General features: G+C 41.5%; 23 protein-coding genes. 12 read left to right on the top strand and 11 right to left on the bottom strand.

Annotation, left to right across the window (positions count from 1 at the left end; genetic code table 11):
- Entirely contained in the window at positions 1–1,107 is a 1,107-nt protein-coding gene (mutY, locus tag ACYH0O_RS07195) for an A/G-specific adenine glycosylase (protein ID WP_482631793.1), read from the bottom strand.
- A gap of 49 nt (positions 1,108–1,156) precedes the next feature.
- Complete coding sequence (locus tag ACYH0O_RS07190; RefSeq protein WP_482631792.1) at positions 1,157–1,465, bottom strand: hypothetical protein; 309 nt, start codon at positions 1,463–1,465, stop codon at positions 1,157–1,159.
- 90 nt (positions 1,466–1,555) lie between these two features.
- Between ACYH0O_RS07190 and ACYH0O_RS07185 the strand changes: the two genes are divergently transcribed.
- A complete protein-coding gene (locus ACYH0O_RS07185; protein WP_482631791.1) occupies positions 1,556–2,542 on the top strand; it encodes a metal-dependent hydrolase in 987 nt (328 codons plus the stop codon).
- 43 nt (positions 2,543–2,585) lie between these two features.
- On the opposite strand, the gene ACYH0O_RS07180 is transcribed toward ACYH0O_RS07185, so the two are convergent.
- Positions 2,586–2,861 carry a YfhJ family protein gene (locus ACYH0O_RS07180; RefSeq protein ID WP_482631790.1) on the bottom strand — a complete coding sequence of 92 codons (276 nt, stop codon included), beginning with the start codon at positions 2,859–2,861 and terminating at the stop codon, positions 2,586–2,588.
- 150 nt (positions 2,862–3,011) lie between these two features.
- Here ACYH0O_RS07180 and ACYH0O_RS07175 point away from each other — a divergent pair, with 150 nt between their 5' ends.
- Together ACYH0O_RS07175 and ACYH0O_RS07170 are read left to right on the top strand one after the other, a co-directional pair.
- Positions 3,012–3,176 carry a small, acid-soluble spore protein K gene (locus ACYH0O_RS07175; protein WP_044339716.1) on the top strand — a complete coding sequence of 55 codons (165 nt, stop codon included), beginning with the start codon at positions 3,012–3,014 and terminating at the stop codon, positions 3,174–3,176.
- Between the two features lie 31 nt (positions 3,177–3,207).
- Complete coding sequence (locus ACYH0O_RS07170) at positions 3,208–3,366, top strand: YpzG family protein (protein WP_082051311.1); 159 nt, start codon at positions 3,208–3,210, stop codon at positions 3,364–3,366.
- Between the two features lie 39 nt (positions 3,367–3,405).
- On the opposite strand, the gene ACYH0O_RS07165 is transcribed toward ACYH0O_RS07170, so the two are convergent.
- Entirely contained in the window at positions 3,406–3,732 is a 327-nt protein-coding gene (locus ACYH0O_RS07165) for a YfhH family protein (RefSeq protein WP_149157449.1), read from the bottom strand.
- 145 nt (positions 3,733–3,877) lie between these two features.
- Here ACYH0O_RS07165 and ACYH0O_RS07160 point away from each other — a divergent pair, with 145 nt between their 5' ends.
- Complete coding sequence (locus tag ACYH0O_RS07160; RefSeq protein ID WP_482631789.1) at positions 3,878–4,552, top strand: SDR family NAD(P)-dependent oxidoreductase; 675 nt, start codon at positions 3,878–3,880, stop codon at positions 4,550–4,552.
- A 43-nt stretch (positions 4,553–4,595) separates the two neighbouring features.
- Here the strand turns inward: ACYH0O_RS07160 and ACYH0O_RS07155 are convergent, their stop codons facing one another.
- Positions 4,596–5,009: a hypothetical protein gene (locus tag ACYH0O_RS07155; RefSeq protein WP_482631788.1), complete on the bottom strand. Its 414-nt coding sequence runs from the start codon at positions 5,007–5,009 to the stop codon at positions 4,596–4,598.
- A 54-nt stretch (positions 5,010–5,063) separates the two neighbouring features.
- Complete coding sequence (recX, locus tag ACYH0O_RS07150) at positions 5,064–5,870, bottom strand: recombination regulator RecX (RefSeq protein WP_482631787.1); 807 nt, start codon at positions 5,868–5,870, stop codon at positions 5,064–5,066.
- Positions 5,871–5,958: 88 nt separating this feature from the next.
- On the opposite strand from recX, the gene ACYH0O_RS07145 reads away from it, so the two are divergent.
- The 3 genes from ACYH0O_RS07145 (at position 5,959) to ACYH0O_RS07135 (ending at position 7,352) form a co-directional block, all read left to right on the top strand.
- Positions 5,959–6,864 carry a TIGR01777 family oxidoreductase gene (locus ACYH0O_RS07145; RefSeq protein WP_482631786.1) on the top strand — a complete coding sequence of 302 codons (906 nt, stop codon included), beginning with the start codon at positions 5,959–5,961 and terminating at the stop codon, positions 6,862–6,864.
- Positions 6,865–6,935: 71 nt separating this feature from the next.
- Positions 6,936–7,061 carry a YfhE family protein gene (locus ACYH0O_RS07140; protein ID WP_482631785.1) on the top strand — a complete coding sequence of 42 codons (126 nt, stop codon included), beginning with the start codon at positions 6,936–6,938 and terminating at the stop codon, positions 7,059–7,061.
- A 105-nt stretch (positions 7,062–7,166) separates the two neighbouring features.
- Positions 7,167–7,352 carry a YfhD family protein gene (locus tag ACYH0O_RS07135; protein ID WP_482631784.1) on the top strand — a complete coding sequence of 62 codons (186 nt, stop codon included), beginning with the start codon at positions 7,167–7,169 and terminating at the stop codon, positions 7,350–7,352.
- A gap of 96 nt (positions 7,353–7,448) precedes the next feature.
- On the opposite strand, the gene ACYH0O_RS07130 is transcribed toward ACYH0O_RS07135, so the two are convergent.
- Positions 7,449–7,949: a DoxX family protein gene (locus tag ACYH0O_RS07130; protein ID WP_482631783.1), complete on the bottom strand. Its 501-nt coding sequence runs from the start codon at positions 7,947–7,949 to the stop codon at positions 7,449–7,451.
- Between the two features lie 530 nt (positions 7,950–8,479).
- On the opposite strand from ACYH0O_RS07130, the gene ACYH0O_RS07125 reads away from it, so the two are divergent.
- Positions 8,480–10,102 carry an ABC1 kinase family protein gene (locus ACYH0O_RS07125; protein WP_482631782.1) on the top strand — a complete coding sequence of 541 codons (1,623 nt, stop codon included), beginning with the start codon at positions 8,480–8,482 and terminating at the stop codon, positions 10,100–10,102.
- Between the two features lie 42 nt (positions 10,103–10,144).
- Here ACYH0O_RS07125 and ACYH0O_RS07120 read toward each other — a convergent pair whose 3' ends face one another.
- Positions 10,145–10,462: an MGMT family protein gene (locus ACYH0O_RS07120; protein ID WP_482631781.1), complete on the bottom strand. Its 318-nt coding sequence runs from the start codon at positions 10,460–10,462 to the stop codon at positions 10,145–10,147.
- 187 nt (positions 10,463–10,649) lie between these two features.
- Here ACYH0O_RS07120 and ACYH0O_RS07115 point away from each other — a divergent pair, with 187 nt between their 5' ends.
- Together ACYH0O_RS07115 and ACYH0O_RS07110 are read left to right on the top strand one after the other, a co-directional pair.
- The gene (locus tag ACYH0O_RS07115; protein ID WP_149157460.1) at positions 10,650–11,393 is read left to right on the top strand and encodes a Cof-type HAD-IIB family hydrolase; all 744 of its coding nucleotides are present in this window, start codon (positions 10,650–10,652) and stop codon (positions 11,391–11,393) included.
- A gap of 114 nt (positions 11,394–11,507) precedes the next feature.
- A complete protein-coding gene (locus tag ACYH0O_RS07110; RefSeq protein WP_482631780.1) occupies positions 11,508–12,020 on the top strand; it encodes a CBO0543 family protein in 513 nt (170 codons plus the stop codon).
- Positions 12,021–12,185: 165 nt separating this feature from the next.
- Here ACYH0O_RS07110 and ACYH0O_RS07105 read toward each other — a convergent pair.
- The 3 genes from ACYH0O_RS07105 to ACYH0O_RS07095 all read right to left on the bottom strand — a co-directional run bounded on the left by ACYH0O_RS07105 (position 12,186) and on the right by ACYH0O_RS07095 (position 18,474).
- Positions 12,186–13,507 (bottom strand): IS3 family transposase gene (locus ACYH0O_RS07105; protein ID WP_482631779.1). Its coding sequence is split into 2 segments (ribosomal slippage): positions 12,186–13,135 and positions 13,135–13,507, totalling 1,323 coding nucleotides; the frame shifts between segments, so codons are not numbered across the junction.
- A gap of 136 nt (positions 13,508–13,643) precedes the next feature.
- Entirely contained in the window at positions 13,644–15,773 is a 2,130-nt protein-coding gene (locus ACYH0O_RS07100; protein ID WP_482631778.1) for an ATP-dependent Clp protease ATP-binding subunit, read from the bottom strand.
- Positions 15,774–16,422: 649 nt separating this feature from the next.
- Complete coding sequence (locus tag ACYH0O_RS07095; protein WP_482631777.1) at positions 16,423–18,474, bottom strand: catalase; 2,052 nt, start codon at positions 18,472–18,474, stop codon at positions 16,423–16,425.
- A gap of 218 nt (positions 18,475–18,692) precedes the next feature.
- On the opposite strand from ACYH0O_RS07095, the gene ACYH0O_RS07090 reads away from it, so the two are divergent.
- Together ACYH0O_RS07090 and ACYH0O_RS07085 are read left to right on the top strand one after the other, a co-directional pair.
- On the top strand, positions 18,693–19,328 hold the full coding sequence (locus tag ACYH0O_RS07090) for a DUF4004 family protein (protein WP_482631776.1): 636 nt from the start codon (positions 18,693–18,695) through the stop codon (positions 19,326–19,328).
- A 25-nt stretch (positions 19,329–19,353) separates the two neighbouring features.
- Positions 19,354–20,145 (top strand): polymer-forming cytoskeletal protein, encoded by a 792-nt coding sequence (locus ACYH0O_RS07085; RefSeq protein WP_482631775.1) that lies wholly within the window; start codon positions 19,354–19,356, stop codon positions 20,143–20,145.
- The last annotated feature ends 150 nt before the right edge of the window (positions 20,146–20,295 follow it).

Below are 20,295 nucleotides of genomic sequence, written 5' to 3'. Positions count from 1 at the left end.
TTATTTCTGTAGTATTCCTACTCGGGCTTCCTTCCAAATTTTCTGATGGGAAACGGGAAAGGCATATTTCTCTAATTCATCGGTCGTAACGGCAATCAGGTCGGTGGCATCGAGAGTAATGCTGTCGATAGAACCAACATATACTTCAATATCCCAAACTATGTGAGAGAATATATGCTGGATTTTCGTGACAACCCCTGCTTTTAATGAGCAATCTACCTTGTATTCTTCCTCCATTAAATCAAGCAATTGCTTTCGGCCACTGCTTGAATTTCCCACTTCAAAATTAGGGAATTCCCATAAATTAGCGAGCAACCCTTTACTCGGGCGTTTGTGGATAACTACTCGATCATCTTCCGTAAACAGAACGGCTGCCGCCATATTCATTTTACGTGCAGATTTCTTTTTCGATTTAATTGGAAGTTCTGTTTGCACTCCTTCTTCAAATGCTTGACAGTGCTCCCGGACAGGACATAATAAGCAGGATGGGGATGTCGGTGTGCAAATCAGTGCTCCAAGCTCCATCAGTGCTTGATTGAAGCAGGAGGGGTTCTCTTCAGAAATTAAATTTCTGACGGCTTGTTCAAATACCTTGCGTGAAGCAGGTTTGGCAATATCGAGCCAGATGGAGAGGATCCTTGAAAATACCCTCATGACATTTCCGTCGACAGCAGGCTCCGGTTTGCTGTAGGCAATACTCAAAATCGCCCCAGCAGTGTATGGTCCCACACCTTTTAATGACGATATTTCTTTCGGTGTATCCGGGACGATTCCTTCATACTTTTCACTCACTTCTTTTACAGCAGATTGAAGATTTCTGACTCTCGAATAATAGCCGAGTCCTTCCCATGCTTTCAGCACATCTTCTTCGTCTGCTGTAGCAAGAGCATCTATGGTAGGAAATTTCTCGATGAATCGGTTAAAATAAGGTATGACCGTATCCACTCTTGTTTGCTGAAGCATGATTTCAGATACCCACACTTTATATGGATCTTGATCTCTCCTCCATGGAAGATCGCGCTGTTCTCTTGAAAACCATGATAGTAAATTATTCTGGAACTCCTCACGGTTGATGGTTTGTAAATGTTTTAATGGTTCTTCAGTCAATTTTGTACCTCCAGGATGTTAAATGTTACGTTTAATAGGGAATAAATAATTAAGGCTGGGTTTTTAAGCCAACAAGGTTTATTTCTTTTAACCCTCCACAAATACATTCGTCCAATAATCCAAATAATAAATGACGACGGGAAGTTCGTAAACGTTTCAAAACATGGAAATGGGATTCCGTTGGCACAATAAACCGTTCGATGTAACGATTAGAGTCGGCTTCAGACTTTTCCCATTTGATATTACAGGCGTCGTATTGCGGTAATGTCTCTACTATATTGTTCATAATCTGCTTATATTGAGGTTGGAAGTTTGGTTTTATTTCATATTCTAAGTAAATGTGTAAAGTGTTTTTCATTGAAATAAACTCATTTTAACCATATCATGTTCAAAAATGAATACAAGTCATAAAGAAAACAAAGAAATGCGAGCCAAGGGAGGACTTTTTTTGGATACAGGCACTCATATCGTCATGGGTTTCGCTCTAGGGGGCTTGGCCACCCTGGATCCCGTTGTTGCTGAAAGTGCAGCCACTTCTCAAAGTGTGCTGGTTGCAGCAGTCATCGGCTCTCAAATACCAGACATTGATACCGTTTTGAAATTACGCAATAATGCCGTTTATATACGTCATCACCGAGGCATCACCCATAGCATTCCAGCCGTTGCTTTTTGGCCGCTTTTAATTGTCGCTTGTCTTTATCCATTTTTCCCGGGGGCAGATTTGCTTCATTTATGGATTTGGACATTTGTGGCCGTATTCCTCCATGTATTTGTCGACATTTTCAACGCCTATGGGACCCAGGCAATAAGGCCGATTTCGTCGAGATGGGTCGCTTTAGGGGTCATTAACACGTTTGACCCGATTATTTTCGGGATTCATATTGGGGGATTGATCCTTTGGGGCATAGGATTACCACCCGGAAAGACCTTTTTGGTCATGTACATTGTGATTTTTGCTTATTATGTATTGAGATTCCAAGTTCAAAAAGCTGTGAAAAATGCGGTGAAGAGAAGAATCCCTAAAGCAGAAAAAATCATCGTTTCACCTACGATTCGATTTTTCCAATGGCGCCTTGCGATTGTGACTAAGGAACATTATTATGTCGCACGGGCATTCAGACGGTCGATTACGATTTTTGATAAATTTGAACGTATACCGATACCTGAAAATCCAGTAATCCACGCTGCTAAGAAAGATAAAAATCTCGCAGCCTTTCTTTCATTTTCCCCGGTTTTCCGCTGGGAATTGGACGAATACGATGATCACTTTGAAGTACGCTTCATCGATCTTCGCTACAGAAATAATGGACACTATCCCTTTGTCGCCCTGGTACAGCTCGACAAAGACCTGAACATCGTCAGCTCCTACACAGGATGGGTCTTCAGCGAAGAAAAACTCCGCTCAAAAGTCGACATCGACATTTTAATCGATTAAAGCAGTGAGGGACAGACCTTTTCAAGGTCCGTCCCTCATCACTTTAATGCACTAAATCGTCATCATCTTTGTCATCGATCAGGTGTTTGTATTTAGGGTTTTGTGCAGCAAATTCGTGGATTTGTTCTCCGTATGTATTGACCCATTGGCGAACGACTTTTTCCGTTACTGCTTTCCCTTTATAATCATAACCTGCTTTTGCGTATGTTGCTTCAAAATCTTCCCAAACAAGTTCGATCCAGGTTCTCGCTTTTTCATACGAGAGCTTTTTATTTTTTTCAATTAACAATTGTGTTAATTCGTGGAATGTTGACTCCATTTTGTCTCCTCCTTTTCCATATATTTAACCCCCGCTTTTATGATAATGTACACCGATTCACCCATACTATTAGTACGTGGTTAAGCTTAGTTGTGAACCTTTGCTTCTTCACGGTATGAGTCAGAAAATTCACCTTTTAGGAGGCACTTTATGCGAAATAAAACGACAGGGTTCCCTAACATGAATAACAATAAATTCGAAGGTGAACCGAGAGCTAAAGCGGAATTTGCATCTAAAAGGGCCAACGGCACCATCAATACCCATCCTCAAGAACGTATGAAAGCTTCTGGAGAAAGAGATCACGACTCACTTTAATGAAGTGAAATTTGTTTAGGGGGTAGTTACGATGGCAAACATGAAAAACAACTTTTACCGAAATAAGTACAGTAGTCCATTTAACAAGGCATTCTACAACCCAAAGCATGCCCATTCCCAAGCTAATGGACAAACCACACAAACTCAAGACTTAATCATCCTAGAGAACCAGACACGCAAGCGTTCCTAGACTGATTCCGAGGTCCGTCCCTATTGACGGACCTCTTCATTATTTCTTTTCTCCAGCTAAAAGGGAGATAGGAAGAGCCTCTTCTTTTCCATCGCCACCCAAGCGATATCCCCAGGCGAATACTCCGTTTAAGTAGTCCACTTTGAAATATGTACCGGGATCCCCTTCTATCGCGTAGATTCCACCAGGCTTATAGCTATCAGGATCCATTAAATAAGACTGTGCCATAAGAGCCTTCCGCTCCAATACGGCAAACTCATTCACAATACCCAGCTGTTCAGCTTTTCTCGCCTTCTCTTTCAACGAAGCAATTTCCTGCTTCAGCTCATGCTCCGTCATCTCACTATATCTTCTCTCTTGTTCCATTCTTCATCACCTCTACTAATAGTAGTATAGAGAAAATGATACAATAAGAAAAGCGGAAGCGGCTTGGTCAGTCCTGACAAGCATATGAAGGGCCCTACTCCAAGATAATTATCTAACCAAATTCACCAGAAAGGATGACACCATCATGAAAACAGCCATCATCACAGGCGGAGGATCCGGCCTTGGAAAAGAATTAGGAAAACTGCTTAGCCAGAATGGATATCATATCTTCCTTCTTGGCCGAACGGAAGACCGATTAAAAGAAGCTGCATCAGAAATTGAAAGCATGGGCGGACAGGTTTCATTTGCCACGTTGGATATTCGTTCAACTCATGACATTCAACAATTTGGCAAACATTATCTTAATGATTATAATGTTGAATTACTCATACATAACGCAGGGGTAGGCTATTTCGGCTCCTTCAAGAATTCAGACGATGAGGAATTAGTAAGCATGTTTGAAACAAATGCACTGGGTCCCATTCGACTTACCAAGGCACTTCTGAATCGACTTGATCCAGGGAGCAGTACAATCATTAACATTATTTCAACAGCTGGTCTTAGAGGTAAAAAGAACGAATCATTGTATGTAGCGAGCAAGTTTGCCCTCAGAGGATTTGGTGAAAGTTTACAGAAGGAGTACGAAGATTCGAATCTTCGTATCGTGAATGCATATATGGGTGGGATGGATACCCCATTCTGGGAGAACAGTGACCATATCAGTGATCCTTCAAGGCTGCGCTCTCCTAAAGAAGTTGCGGAATTGATTTTGAATGAATACAAAGAAAAAGACGAAATCGTCATTGAATCTAAAAAATAAACCTAAATAGGCAGCCTTCCCTAAAGGAAGACTGCCTTCTCAATTATGGAGCAAACGGGAAGAACATAAAGGCCACAACAAATAATAAAACAGGCACAAAAAATACAGCGAAGACATCAATCACCACGACAAATGCCATCCACACCCAGCGGATACCGTCTTTTCTTTTGAGAAACTGCTTGATCATCCGGATGTTCACGAGGATGAGGAAGATCGCCACCCCTAAGAGAAAAAATGGCATCACCCATTTTCCCATGGTTTCGGCGTACCCTTGATTATACCATTCTTGCTTCCCCAGAGTATAGAATCCGGTTTGGACTTTAATGATGATTTCACCAATGATAAATAGTGCGGCTGCCCCCACGATAATTCCACCTGTGTAAAGCTTGAATTTTTTAGTCGTACCGATGAGAAGCAGAAGTGTTAAACCAGCAAACAGAAGCGTGAAAATCTCCACAGGAATTCCCCCTTGTCATACCCCTATAGTTCAATCTATCTTGAAAACATCAAATCATTCTTCGATTTCTTTTAGTTCTTCCAAAAGTCTTTCGATGTCCTCCATAGAGAAACCTTTTCGATACAAGGCCTGTTTCATTTTCTGGACATACTCGTATCCCTCATACTTTGAACTCAGCTTTCTATGAGCCTTTAATCCTTGGTGATAGACGGCATCCCATTTTTCATCGTCATCCCGATCAGATTCTACTATCTCCCAGACAATTTTCATGACAGAACCCGGATATCCTTTTCGCATCAAATTCTGCTCAATTTTTTGCTTGGCGATCATCTTTGAATCTTTCCGGTATTTTTGAAGGAGTTTTTCGGTGAGACCTACCGCTTTATCCACCTGCTTTTCTTCGGTAAATGGAGCAAGAGCCTCTTCGATATAAGAGTCATCCACCCCTTTTCTCCTTAATTCCCCCCGAATCCAGGTCGGCCCCTTATCAGAGGTATTCATGTGAGTCCCGACAAATGCTTGAGCGAATTCTAAATCATTGATGTATTTAATATCATTTAATTTATGAATCACTTCCTGTATGACGCCATCTTCAGGATCACCTTCTTGTAAATGGTCCCTGATTTCTTTTTCCGTACGCATGCGATAGGCTAAATACTGAATGGCTTTATTGAATGCTTTTTTCACATCGTCTTCGTATTGAAGCTCCGAAATCTCAAGCTCATCCACTTCCAAGCCTTTTCTAAGCTGGAACTTCGCCAGTACTGCTTCATCGACACTGAAGGCATATTTTCCATCTATAAATAAATTGTAACGCTCATCGTTCTTTACTTGCTTCGTTATTTTCGTAATCTTACCCATTTTTTCCACCTCATAGTAATCCTAACACATTCAGCATATGTTTTTTATTCTGTAGATAGGTAAAATAATAAGTATTGGAGGGATGATGATGAAGATCGCTATAACAGGTGGTACGGGTTTTGTCGGGCAGGCTCTGACGGAGGAACTTCTCGAACACCATCACGAAGTCATGATACTTACTCGAAATCCAGATAAATACGACAATCGTTCAGGTGTTACCTACGTAAACTGGCTATCCGACGGGGCGAAACCCGAAGAGGACCTCGAAGGAATCCAAGCCTTCATTAATTTTGCAGGGGAATCCATCAACAGCGGCCGTTGGACGGATGAGCGTAAGAAACGAATCATCAATAGCCGGATCAATTCAACTCAAGAGGTAATGAACATTATTAAGGCACTGAAAGAGAAACCGGCGTGTCTTATTAACGCAAGTGCAATCGGCTACTATCCTTCTTCAAGAACGAAGACATATACGGAAGCCTCAACGGAAACGGCAGACCACTTTTTAGGAGAAACCGTTCAAATATGGGAAAAAGAAGCGAGCAAGGCGAATCAGCTGGGCATCCGGGTTGCATATGCACGTTTTGGAATTATTCTCGGGAAAGACGAAGGAGCCCTCCCCCGAATCGCTCTTCCTTATAAAATGTTTTTGGGAGGAAGGGTTGGTTCCGGGGACCAATGGTTGTCGTGGGTCCATATAAAAGACATCGCAAGAGCGGTGCATTTCATTGCTGAAACAGAATCCATCTCGGGACCGGTGAATGTGACAGCACCTTCTCCCGTTACCATGAGAGAGTTTGGGAAAACCCTCGGCGCCGTACTTGGCAGGCCACACTGGATTCCTGCCCCTTCCCTTGCTTTAAAAGTAGCAATGGGTGAAATGAGCGCCTTAGTGCTAGAAGGCCAAAAAGTACTTCCGAGTGTCCTTTCAGAAAACGGTTTTCAATTTGAATACCCTGAATTAAAAAGTGCACTGATTGACATTTATCATTAAATCACACGTATGCCCCCTTCCTTTCAAGGCAAAAATAGAACTAATCTTGAAAAGAAGGGATGTACATACGAATGGATAATAAGAAAAAGAAAGACAAAACCAAATCGGTTCTATCCAGTGCACAGGAAGTAAAGTATTCACGAGAATTCAAAGCAGCTGATCGCGCAGGCGGCTTCAGCTCCAAAACCCATAGATAGACAATTATTACCTAACTAAAAACACTTACTTTGAAGAAGAATAAAGGTACAGACTCCTTAGTCTGTACCTTTATTTTTTAACCAACTGAAAAGGGGATGTTCATATTGGGCAGATCACGCGGAAATAGGAAACGAGGAAACAAAAACAGCTTGCCTCAAACACCCGCTCAGCTCAAATCTGACGGTGTTGACGAAGAGTTCTCACGTGAACTTGCCGACCAGGCTGATATGGAAGCACAAGCTCGCGCCAATGCTGCTAACCAGCGAGTACGAGTGAAGAAAAACCAATAGAGCAATCCCGGTAGGTAAAAAAAGATAGGTCACGAGGAATTCATTAAGAAACCACCCATGAGCGAACAGCATGGGTGGTTTTAATTAGACGTACTATCACACCAGCATAGGCTTTTTATGCTGTTTGCCTTTAGGAAGAACCATATGTTTCATGTATGGGATCACCCAGCGGTCAGCTCCCCAACAGAAAGCCCCTCTACCGGCAAAAAGAAGGATGATGGCAACTGTGTAGAGAACTGGATTCGTGCTCACTGTTCCCGCTAATAAGAAATTTAAGTTCATGAAGGCACCTGCGAGTAGCGCCGGTATTGTCATGAATCCGACAATCAAGCCAACACCTACCAGCATTTCTCCCCAAGGAATCAAGATATTGAATAAATCGACATTCGGTATTGCGAACCCTTTTAGGAATTCTGCGTACCACCCTTGAACGGCTGGATTATCTCCTGTCGCCTTAGCCAATGCTCCTTGCAAGAAGCCGCTTGCATCAAAACCATCGTTCACCTTATGCCAACCCGCTTCCAGCCACTGAATGCCCAACCAAATTCTGATCACTGCCCAAACCATGCTCACCTTTTGATTTTCCCACCATCTCATGATGGATCATCTCCTTTTGGATTTTTATTGTGAATTATTTCACAATAGTGATTAAAAAAATAGTTGATAAAGTTTGTGATGGTTTTGATACGATAGTTGCTTTATTTGTGAAATGTTTCACATGTTCTTTACACTTATAATATACCCCTTCTCCATCCTTATTGCAATAGGCTTTTAAGCAGTTCACAAAGGTGTCAAAAACGGTAAGTGTATTGTTTTTTTCTTATAGTTTTTTAGCAGAAATGAATTCCCAGTATCTTTCAAGGGAATTTCATCTTTTGCCGCTCTGTTACTAACTGGTTATCTCTTTCACGATGAATTGTATTAAATCCCCCTCATTATGAGATTCACAAACTTTGGTATCGTTAGAATTCTTTTATTGATATTTTGCAAAATATAGAATTGTGTATATATCACCATAAAACCCCAATAAGAAATGAAATATTTTGATGAAAAGGTAGAGAAACTTTCTTCTTCTTTATCCGTATTACATAATAGAACTAGACAGTCCAGTTACGGGGGATGAAACGATGAAATCAGAGAAGAAGCTTTGGAGAATGTGGAAGGTATTATCACTGGCGCTTTCCATAGTGGTGAGAGTCTATTGGTACCGTATCCGCGGTAAGTCCCAATGGGAGAAAGAGAAGCTCTGGGAACGCATTGGAAAAGAGTTTAAAGAAACTTTATTTGATTTAAATGGCGTTTTGATCAAGGTTGGCCAACTCCTTAGTATACGTGAGGATTTGCTTCCGAGAGGATTTATCAATCAAATTCAGGATTTAGTCGATCACGTTCCTCCTTCACCATGGAAGGAGATTGAAAAGGTTCTGGAACGTGAATGGGACAGCTCGGTGACTACTAAGGTACAGGCCATCGTATCAGAGGCTGTTGCTTCAGCTTCAATAGGAGAAGTTTACAAGGCGACGTTGTTAGATGGTACCCAAGCGGCTATAAAGGTGCAGCGCCCTGAGATTCCTTCCCTGGTAAAGACGGATTTCCGCTCCCTTGCCATCATTATTTGGTTCGCCCGACGTTTCGCTCCAGTTCCCAAGGGGTTCATTGATTTTAAAATGCTTTATCAGGAACTTAAGCAAGTCATCGAACAAGAGCTCGACTTTTCAAAAGAAATGAACACCGCTATTTCATTCAAACAACGGTTCAAGGACCATCCTAACGTGAAGGTTCCTGCTATGTATCCTGAACTTTGCACAGATAAAGTATTGGTGATGGAGTGGGTGGATGGCGTAAGATTGAATGACAAAAAAGCATTTGAATCGTATGGATTGAACAGGCAGAAGCTAGCTCAGGAATTGTTTCGCCTCTTCCTTCCCCAATGGCTCGAGCCGGGATTTTTCCATGCCGACCCACATGCAGGGAATATACTTCTTCAGCCGGATGGTACCTTCGTTCTCCTGGATTACGGAATGATCGGGGAAATTTCCAAGAGGGATTCCACTCACTTTCAAGATCTTCTGGAGGGAATCCTTCTAAAGAATTTCCGGAAAGCAGCAGAAGCGCTGGCTCAATTAGGTTTCTTGCTTCCTGATGCAAGTCCAAAAACGATCGAACCCGTGCTGAAGGAATTTGTCACACTCGATATGGAGCAGTTCAAACAGATGGATCTGCTAACCGTGAAGAAAGAAATAAATGATATGGTGAAATCATTACCTGTACAAGTGCCTACCCGTTTCATCTTTTTAGGTCGGTCTTTTGCAACAATAGAAGGACTTGTTCATACATTGAGCCCCGATGAAGAAACCCTCGATGTGGTCAAACCTGCCTTCATAGATTGGGTAAAAGAGAGTAACACAAACAAGTGGGAGCTCCTTATGAAATGGGTCAGTGCCCAACCTCTCTTTCAGGCCGTTCAGAAAATCCAACAGTTGTTGGATGTACCAGAAAAAGTGCTTGAACAAAAGGACCATCATCAGCAAAATGAGTTTCAGTTTATGGTATTTGAAAACCAAAAGAAGCAGGCATTCATCCTTCTACTCTTCAGTGGCGTTGGCGTCTTCACAGGATTAGGGTTCGATGCGGATTTCATTTGGCAAGGTAGTTTCGTGGTATCTGGATTAAGTTTAGTTAATTATTTGTTCATCAGCTCCCGACAAAAACGTTGGCTGAAGAGACTTAGGAATGGACAGCTGAATTAACAAAAAAAGGTAACCTTGAAATATAGGTTACCTTTTTTACAATCAATGTAGGTGTTCAGACAAATACTGATACTCCTCTAACCTAATCCGATTCTTCCCTATAAAATGAATCCCCTCAGCTTCCAAACATAGCCTTTGGGTCATTGCATGCTCTTCATCCTGGAAGCCAATTTCCCCTTTGCTATTCAAAACCCGGTGCCAGGGAAGTTTATACTTTTCACTCATGGAATGAAGAATCCGTACGACCTGCCTGGCAGCTCTTGGACTACCTGCCAATAAAGCGATTTGACCGTACGTCATCACTTTTCCAGAAGGAATGCTCTGTATGATTTTCACCACTCGTTCTGTAAAAGGTTTCATGCTAATTCACTCACCCTTTTCATATGTAGACTCTATTGTTCTCTTCCTCTCAAATATAAACTCATTTCTATTGTAATATGAAGTACAGTACCTAGGAAATAATACCTTCATCAAGTCGGCTTTCTAGAAGATTTGCTCGAATTATATTACACTGGATATGAATTAATAGAAGGACGTGATAGGTATAATGGATATAAGATTAATTGCCTTGGATATGGATGGAACACTGGTCAATCACGAAGGAGAAGTATCTCCTGAAAACGCACAAGCCATTCAGCGTGCGAAGGAGAAAGGTATTCATGTGGTGTTAAGTACTGGCCGCTCCCTTCCCACATGCCGGGATATTTCAGATGAGCTTGGACGTTCATCTTATCTGGTGACCGTGAATGGCGGGGAAATTTACGATCATGAATACAATCTAGTAGACAGCATCCCACTTGATCTTGCTCTTGTGAAACAACTTTGGAAATTAAAGGAAGAGCATGGTGTCTACTTCTGGTCTTCTACTTCCCAAGGACTTTTCAATACGAACAAGCCTTTTGATCAAGAGATCGATACCTATAACTGGTTGAAGTTTGGTTTCGATATTCAGGACGATGACGTCCGGAAAGTCATGATGGACGAACTGTTGAAAAATGAAGCACTGGAAATCACAAATTCTTCGCCGACGAATATTGAAATCAATCCTGCAGGGGTCAATAAGGCAGCGGCATTGGTGAAAGTATGCAAATGGCTGGACCTGTCCATGGAACAAGTCATGGCGGTCGGGGACAGTATGAATGATATAGCTATGATTCGTGAAGCCGGTTTCGGAGTGGCTATGGGGAACGCACAGGAAACTGTGAAAAAAGCCGCTGACTGGGTCACCGGCATCAATACAGATCATGGGGTTGCCCAAGCGATTGATAAAGTGCTGTCAGAAATGGAATAGATACTCCAATTAAAGTGCCTGATTCAATGTGAATCAGGCACTTTATCTGTCCAGAATGTCTATTCTTTTTACGTTACGTCCATACTGACTAATAAAAACAAGGATTGTACCCGAATGTATCTATTACTGGTAGTGGTTGTTTATTTGATATTCGCAAAGCTCTTTGTTGATTGGAAACGCTGGAAGGATTATTATCCAACGGTCCAATATTATATTATTTGTAATCTTACATACAATGTGATCTTTTATAACCACACACTTTGGGAATATAAAGCTGTTACTGTAGACTGGCTTAATCATACATTTATTGATCTCGTTTTCACTTTTCTTATCATTCCTGTAGTCATCATGATCTTTCTTCGTTATTTTCCATATAGAAAAAAGAAATGGCTATATCTTGCCTGTTGGATTTCTTACTTCACGTTATTGGAATACATATTTCATAAAAAAGGACTGTTTCTTTATGAAAATGGCTGGAATTTAGGATGGTCTGCCATTTTTAATTTCATCATGTTTTCAATCTTAGGATTACACCATAAAAGGCCTTTACTTGCCATCATATTATCTGTTCCAATTATCGCTATCCTTTTATTGATATTCCATCCATCGTTCCATGATTTAAAGTGAGGGTGTTTCTATGATTTCTTTTCCTACACCTGTTTTTATTGTCTTGGTTTTGGGGGTTTATTTCGCTATGGCAGTATTTATCGCTTTTTTAAAGAGGAAAGAATAGAAAAAGAAGCACCCATTAATGGACTGTAACCTATAATATGGACAGTTTATAAAAAGGGCCTATGCTGTTAGTAAATGACCTCGGTATTGAACCGGGGTCATTTTATTTAATCCCCATTGATACCTTTGATGGCGTTGGATATAGGCATCTACTTTCTCTTTCAGTTCATTCAAATTCCTACATGCTTTGTGATTAACATGATCTTTAAAATGGCCAAAGAATGACTCCATTGGAGCGTTATCCCAACAGTTTCCCTTTCTCGACATGGATTGTTGAAGTCCAGCTTCCTTTACTTTCTGTTGAAAATAGGGATGAGAGTAATGAAAACCCTGATCTGAATGAATTAAGGACCTAGGGTGGAAACCATTTTGAGAGACCTTGAGCTTTTCTAAGGTACGATAAACCAAGTCCATTCCAAGCGACGTGGAAACATGGTGAGCTACAATTTCATTTGTTGTGCTATCTTTTACGCAAGAAAGATAAGCTTTTTGACCTTTACCATAATAAATATAGGTAATGTCTGTTAAGAAGACGAGGCCAGGCTTTTCCTGTTTGAATTCACGGTTGAGTAGGTTTGGACACGTCCGGTGCTCCTGGGTCGCTTTCATCATTCGCTTATAGGGATTTGCTCTTCTAATTTTCGTCACAAGGTGAAACTTTTTCATTAACCTTCTGATTTTTTTATGATTCATGATGACATCGTAATCATTCTCTAAAAACATTTTGATTTGAAGGGCGCCTACTTTTTCATCTTCCCGTTGAAAGATAGACCGAATTAATGTGACATCTTGTTCATCTTTCGCATTTTTCCATTCTTTTTTAGCCTTACACTTTAACCAGGCATAATAACCACTTCGGCTCACCCCGATAACGGTGCATAAATAGGAGACCACGTTCTTTAATCCATACTTGTTTATCACGTGCTCGATGAGCGTATAGACCTCTTGTGGAGCTATTTTTTCTTCTTCAACGCCTGGCTTTCGAGTTCTTCTAGCTTTTTTAAGAATTCATTCTCAGCCTCTAAGTAGTTGATCCGTGCTTCGGCTTTCTTAAGCTTTTCTTCAGTTGAAAGCTCTCGTTTTGTAGGTCGTCCTTGGCTTCCCTTGCCTCTTCGTTCCCCTTCTAATCCTGCTTTTCCATACTTCTCAAAGGTTTCACGCCACCTTTTTAACGAGCGTTTGGGTTGATCTTTGCCAATAATGGCGACATCAAATCCATGTTCCTCAAAAATTTGGCTAGGAAACTTTCCTTTCTGATATTCTTCGATAGCGATCTGTTTAAATGCAGGTTGATAGCTGATAGTACGGTCTGATACACGTAACACATTTGGGTTATTCTCAAGCTGCTTCATTTCCATTTCTGTGAATATACGATTACTCACTCGCTCACTCCGTTCATTGTCTTTGTTTCATTATAAACGGGTTTTATTTCTAGAAACAGAAAGAACCCGAATAACGGGGCACTTTTTTATAAGTGACCATTATTCGGGTTACAGTTCATAAAGGATGCTTCTTTTCTTATTTGACGATGATCTCATCGTTTTCGAGTGAAATGACTACGTCCGTTATGCCATCTTCATCAAGAAGTAAATCAGCGATTTTATCTTCCACTCTTTCCTGGATCACACGACGTAATGGGCGTGCACCGAAATCAGGATGATATCCCAGCTCAACGAGTTTACTCTTCGCATCTTCGTCAATGGTTACAGTAATCCCCTGCTCTTCAAGTTCAACTTGCAACTCGACCAGCATTAGATCAAGAATTTGAAGAAGCTCTTCTCTTTCAAGAGATTCAAATTCAATGATGCTGTCAAAACGGTTCAGGAACTCCGGCTTAAAGTAGGCACCGAGTGATTGAAGAATATTCGTTTCTTTAATCGCATCTGTACCCCCTGTATTAAAACCGACCACTGCTTCCTTCTTGTCCGTCACACCTGCGTTACTTGTCATGATAATCACAGTCTCTTTAAAGCTGACCGTTCTTCCCTGACTGTCTGTAAGTCGTCCATCTTCAAGAATTTGCAAGAACATGTGCTGAACATCCGGATGGGCTTTCTCGATTTCATCCAGGAGAATGATCGAATAAGGGTTCCTTCTTACCTTTTCAGTCAATTGCCCGGATTCCTCATGTCCTACATAGCCTGGAGGTGAACCGATCAGTTTAGATACTGAGTGTTTTTCCATGTACTCACTCATGTCTAATCGAAGCATCGAATCCTTAGATCCGAATAACTCTTCTGCCAGTGTTTTCGTTAATTCTGTTTTACCTACACCTGTTGGTCCTACAAAGAGGAAAGTACCAATTGGACGATGCTTCGCTTTCAATCCTGCACGGCTGCGGCGGATCGCTTTCGCTACTTTTCTCACTGCTTCTTCCTGTCCAATTACTTTACCCGCCAGGTTTTCTTCCAGTGCTTTCATTCGTTTCCGATCATCACTTTGCAGCTTCCCAACAGGAATACCCGTTTTCGATTCAACGATCGTCTGGATCAATTCTCTTTCTACAAGTGCTTTGGAGTCTGATCCACCTTCACCAACTTGTCTTTCTAATTCTGCTTCTTGATCGCGAAGGATAGCGGCTTGTTCATAGTTCTCTTCTTTTGTTGCCAGATCCTTCTTCTCTCTTACATCTTTCAATTTTTTAAGAAGGGCAGTCTTGTCTTTACCCTCTGACTGTAGATTTACTTTAGAACCTGCTTCATCCATTAAGTCAATGGCCTTATCCGGTAAGAATCGATCCTGAATATATCGATGGGATAGTTTCACACAAGCCTCAATGGCCTCGTCTGTAAACTCAACTCCATGATAGTCTTCATATTTATCTTTTAATCCTCTAAGGATTTCAATAGCTTCTTCAGGTGTCGGCTCATTGACCATGACCTGCTGTAAACGGCGCTCAAGTGCTGCGTCCTTTTCAATTTGGCGGTACTCCTTCAATGTGGTAGCCCCAATTACTTGCAATTCACCCCGGGCTAAAGCGGGTTTTAGAATGTTTCCGGCGTCCATAGAGCCTTCAGCGGAACCGGCTCCAACTAATTGATGAATCTCATCAATAAATAACATGACGTTTTGTCTATTCTGAAGTTCGTTGATGATGGCTTTTAAACGTTCTTCAAAAGAACCGCGAACCCCTGTACCGGCAGTTAGTGAAGCAACATCCATTACATACACTTCTTTATTTAATAACTTGGATGGAACATCACCTGCTACGATTTTAAGGGCCAACCCTTCAGCTATAGCCGTTTTACCCACGCCGGGCTCACCGATGAGTACCGGGTTATTCTTATTACGGCGATTCAAAATTTCAATGACGCGGTCCACTTCTTTGTCCCGCCCGATAACAGGGTCAATCAATCCAGCTTTAGCTGCTCCAGTCACATTGCGTCCAAACTGATCGAGAACGCCATTTCCTACATTTCCGCCTTTGGTTTGAGGAGATGATTGCTGATTATGGAAACCATGATTTGGGTTTCCTCCCGTGCTCATCCCTTTAAACAACTCATCAAACGGAAATCCTCCATGTATTCCAGAAGGTGTTTGCTGCTTTTGAAAGCAAGCTGAACATATCTTCATACTGGACTTGTGACCATTCACTTGCTTATAGACTTCAACTGTTGCTTGGTTGTGTTGACATACTTGGCATTTCATTAAACATGACCTCCTATGGTTGAATTTTTATATAAATATTTTTCAGATTGTATGATGGATAAGGTCAGTGTCGTAAGTATTCAATTAAACTAAGTTTGACTTTGACTTTCTTTGACCTTGTAAACATAGTATACTTTGACCTTTTTTGACTTTCAAGATTTTTGTTTATGGGAATTTTTTCATTTTCATCCGCTGATTTGCCTGTTGAGTGAAGAGTTTAGTAGGTATAACGAAGTGAATCAAGTGATTGATTTGGACGATGGAAAAATGGATTTGACTCCATATATATAAAGAGGCTGAGACAAAACTAAATAACCACGACATAAGAACGATTTCAGTGTAGGTTCTTAATACCGCTAATGATTTCCGTGCAAGACTTCTCTTTCCGCGGGTAGCCCGTGAGCCTCCTCGGCAAGCCTGCGGGGTCTCACATAAGCTACTCTCCCCGCAGGAGTCTTCGTCTTGCACTTCAATCAACCGCTGGAAAACGCCTAATATCTAAATGTACAAGAACAAATTAAAAACCCGAACTTTCTTGCCTCCTTTATAGCAAGTTAGTTCGGGTTTTACTTAGACTAAAACAATTTTGCCCCAGCCTCATTTCTCAAATAAAAGAGAGAGAATTACTCCTCTGTCTTCCTATTAAATCTTATACTAATTCGCGATCCCAATGACGGTGTTCTGCAATGGCTACTGTGAATTCTTTTGCAAATGACTTCATGTCTTCCCCAGTTACCACACCTGAGCCGCTGACACCTGCTTCTTCCAACCAGTGTATCCCTTCATGGGTTGCACCGATCGGTTTGAAGTGAGAATACGCTTCTTTGACAAAGTAGGTTGTATCTTGATAGAACTTTTTATCTACATTCTCTCCGCCTACTACGTAAAGGCTATCAAATATTACAGATTCCCCTGTTAAGAAGGTATGGTCCACTTCAAGCTCCGTACCGTCATCCCCTATTCTCGTCCCCAGCTTGTCACTGATGATTTCCGGCTGGGTGCCAACTTCTTTAAGAGCGGATAGTACCATTTTCACCTCTTCTCCTTTAAAGCCGTTTCCTACGATGACCCCTACTTTACGGGTAGCAGGTTTCTTGATCGTATTTTCCTGGCTTAAGGCTGGAGAGGATTTGATTACTTTTGAACCTTCTCCCCTAGGAACTTTCGCACTTATCGCTTCTGCAAAACCTTTTGCCAAATCCAGGCTTACATTGGCAAACATGTCGACTACCTGCTGTTGAACCGATTTGCTCTTCACTTTTCCAAGCTCGAAACTGAAGGCTTGAATGATATGCTCTTTCTCAGGCTCACTCATGCTATTCCAGAAAAGAGTAGCTTGTGAGAAGTGATCTTTGAAGCTTTCACTTCTTGTGCGGACTTTACGCCCTTCCATTTTCTCCTGATAGTGAGTGTAGCCTCCTTCTTCCTGACTCGCAGGCGCTGGTGTATTTTTAGCAAGTGAGTTGTTATGGTAGCTCACCTGACCCTTGTTAATCGTTTGACGGCCGTATCCATCACGCTGATTATTATGGAATGGGCACACCGGTCGGTTAATAGGGAGCTCATGGAAGTTAGGTCCACCTAGGCGGATTAATTGTGTATCAGTATAGGAGAAAAGGCGTCCTTGTAATAACGGATCATTTGAGAAATCAATCCCGGGAACAACGGAACCAGGATGGAAAGCCGCTTGCTCCGTTTCTGCAAACACATTGTCCACATTCCGATTAAGGGTCATTTTCCCAACGATTTTCACAGGAACTTCTTCTTCCGGCCATAGCTTGGTAGGATCAAGAACATCAAAGTCAAAGTTAAACTCATCTTCTTCCTTAATGAGCTGAACTCCCAGCTCGTACTCTGGATAATCGCCATTTTCGATGGACTCATACAAATCACGGCGGTGGAAATCCGGGTCTTTCCCGTTGATCTTCTGAGCCTCATCCCAAACGAGAGAGTGAGTTCCCAATACCGGCTTCCAGTGGAATTTCACAAAATGCGCCTTCCCCTCCGCGTTTACCAGCCGGAATGTATGAACACCGAATCCTTCCATCATACGGAGACTGCGTGGAATCGCTCGATCGGACATTGCCCACATGATCATATGAGCGGACTCCTGGTTATTCGCTACAAAATCCCAGAACGTATCGTGGGCAGAAGCTGCCTGAGGCATTTCATTATGAGGTTCCGGTTTAAGTGCATGAACAAGATCCGGGAATTTGATCGCATCTTGAATGAAGAACACAGGAATGTTGTTTCCTACAAGATCATAATTGCCTTCTTCTGTATAAAATTTGGTAGCAAATCCACGTGCATCACGTACTGTTTCGGCAGAACCCTTGGAGCCCGCCACAGTTGAAAAACGCACAAAAACAGGGGTTCTCGTTGAAGTGTCCTGAAGAAATTTAGCCCTGGTGTATTCTTTCAAGGAGTCATAGAGTTCAAACTCTCCATGTGCAGCAAAGCCTCGTGCATGGACAATTCGTTCTGGTATGCGCTCGTGATCAAAGTGAGTCATCTTCTCGCGGAAGTGGAAATCCTCCATTAAGGTAGGTCCGCGTTCTCCAGCTTTCAACGAAAACTCATCTTCTGACACCTTCAATCCTTGATTGGTTGTAAGATGCTTACCTTCATCCTCCACTCGATACTGTTCAAGCTGTTCATCCTTACCATTCTCATTTACTTTCGTACGACGATCGTCTCCCATTCTTTCATCCCTCTCAACGATTATTAATGTTTACTATGTAAAACATTTCTGTTTCTCTAGTACCCTTGATCCTCGTAATTAAACATTTATTGGATAGTTTCGAGGAGGCCTTTTTGTAAATATTACGAATTCTCCTTTACGAACGTAACAATGTTCTGTTAAACTGATCATTAAGTATCGTAACAATGTTTTGTTACAGAAAAGAGGTGATCCCCTCATTGGAAACAGATCTTATTTCTAAGAAGGAAGTATTAGAACTGACCGGGATTTCGTATGGCCAGCTTTACCGTTGGAAACGAAAGAACATTATTCCGGAGAGTTGGTTTATTAAGAAATCAAGCTTCACGGGTCAAGAAACATTCTTTCCCAGGGAAAAAATGCTGTCACGAATCGATACAATCAAAGAAATGAAGGATGATTATTCACTGGATGAACTATCCGATTTCTTTTCACCAAATCCAACTAAGATTGAAGTCCGTGCAGATGAATTACCTTTGCACAACATTCTATCGGATCATACCTTATCCTTCTGCACAGCATTTCTACCGGCAAGAAAGGTATTTGAGTTTCCTGATATATTAAATATGTTGATCATTGAGAAGGCGAAAAGGATACAAATCCCAAGAGAAGAACTGCAAACCTTATTCCTTTTTCTTCATGAGAAGTTCACTCCATTGAAAGATTCTTCCCTTGAACTTGTAGGTCTTCGTAAAGGGGAGGAATATATATGGGTACTCCTTCCTCTTCATTCCGAATTGCTTGTTGACCATTTAGCACATACCGTATTGAAATTTGATTTACAACAGTTGATGGAAGAATTGAAAATCACGTTAACGAATTCAAAAGGGGTTTAACGTCCCTGAAATGGAGGAGAAAAGAATGAATACAATTGAAAAGAAAGAACTGCATGACTTGAAGATTAGTGGATCCGGAACGTCCGGCGGAGGAAAATTTGATTCAGTAAAGATTAGTGGAAGCGGAAAAATCGTTGGCGATATCGACTGCCACGAGCTAAAAATTTCAGGTTCAGGTACGATTTCAGGTGACGTAAAAGCGGGATACATTAAAACAAGCGGTTCTTCCACCATTAAAGGTGATACGAAAGCAGAAACGATTACAACAAGTGGAAGCTCCAAATATGATGGCTCAGTGATGGCGGCAGAAATGAACACAAGTGGATCAAGCATTGTGTCGAAAGACCTTATCTTTAAGACATTCAAGGTAAGCGGATCATGTAGGGTTGGAGGAAAAATTCAAGGGGGATCGATTAAAGCAAGCGGTTCTTTAAGGGTTGAAAAAGATTGTGAAGTCGAAGCCTTTTCATCTTCCGGCTCGGTCCATATCGAGGGGCTGTTGAACGCTGACCGGATTCGAATTGAAATCAATCATGAATCCTCCATTAAAGAAATCGGTGGCGAGACGATTGAAGTAAAACACCACAACTCGAACGGACTGATCAAACAAGTGGTTAACTTCTTTCTCCAAAAGGAAGATTGCTTATTTTCAGAACTGATCGAAGGTGACGAGGTGTATCTTGAGAACACGAAGGCGAAACTCGTTCGTGGTAAAAATGTTGTGATCGGTGAGAATTGTGACATTGATACGGTTGAATATTCAGGTAACCTGGATGTGAAGAAAGATAGTCGAATCGGGGAAAAGGTGAAGATTTAAATGATAACATAACTATGCACAGGGATGGGTTTTACCATCTCTGTTTTTTATGTAAACCTCCGTCATTACGATTCATTAACATGCATAATCGAAATTTCATATTTTTATTCTGAATGTTCTGCTATATTAATAGGTATATAGTACAATCCT

Source organism: Rossellomorea sp. H136, assembly GCF_056838065.1.
The sequence above is the reverse complement of the archived record's forward strand: the minus strand, read 5'-3'. Positions and strand labels throughout refer to the sequence as shown.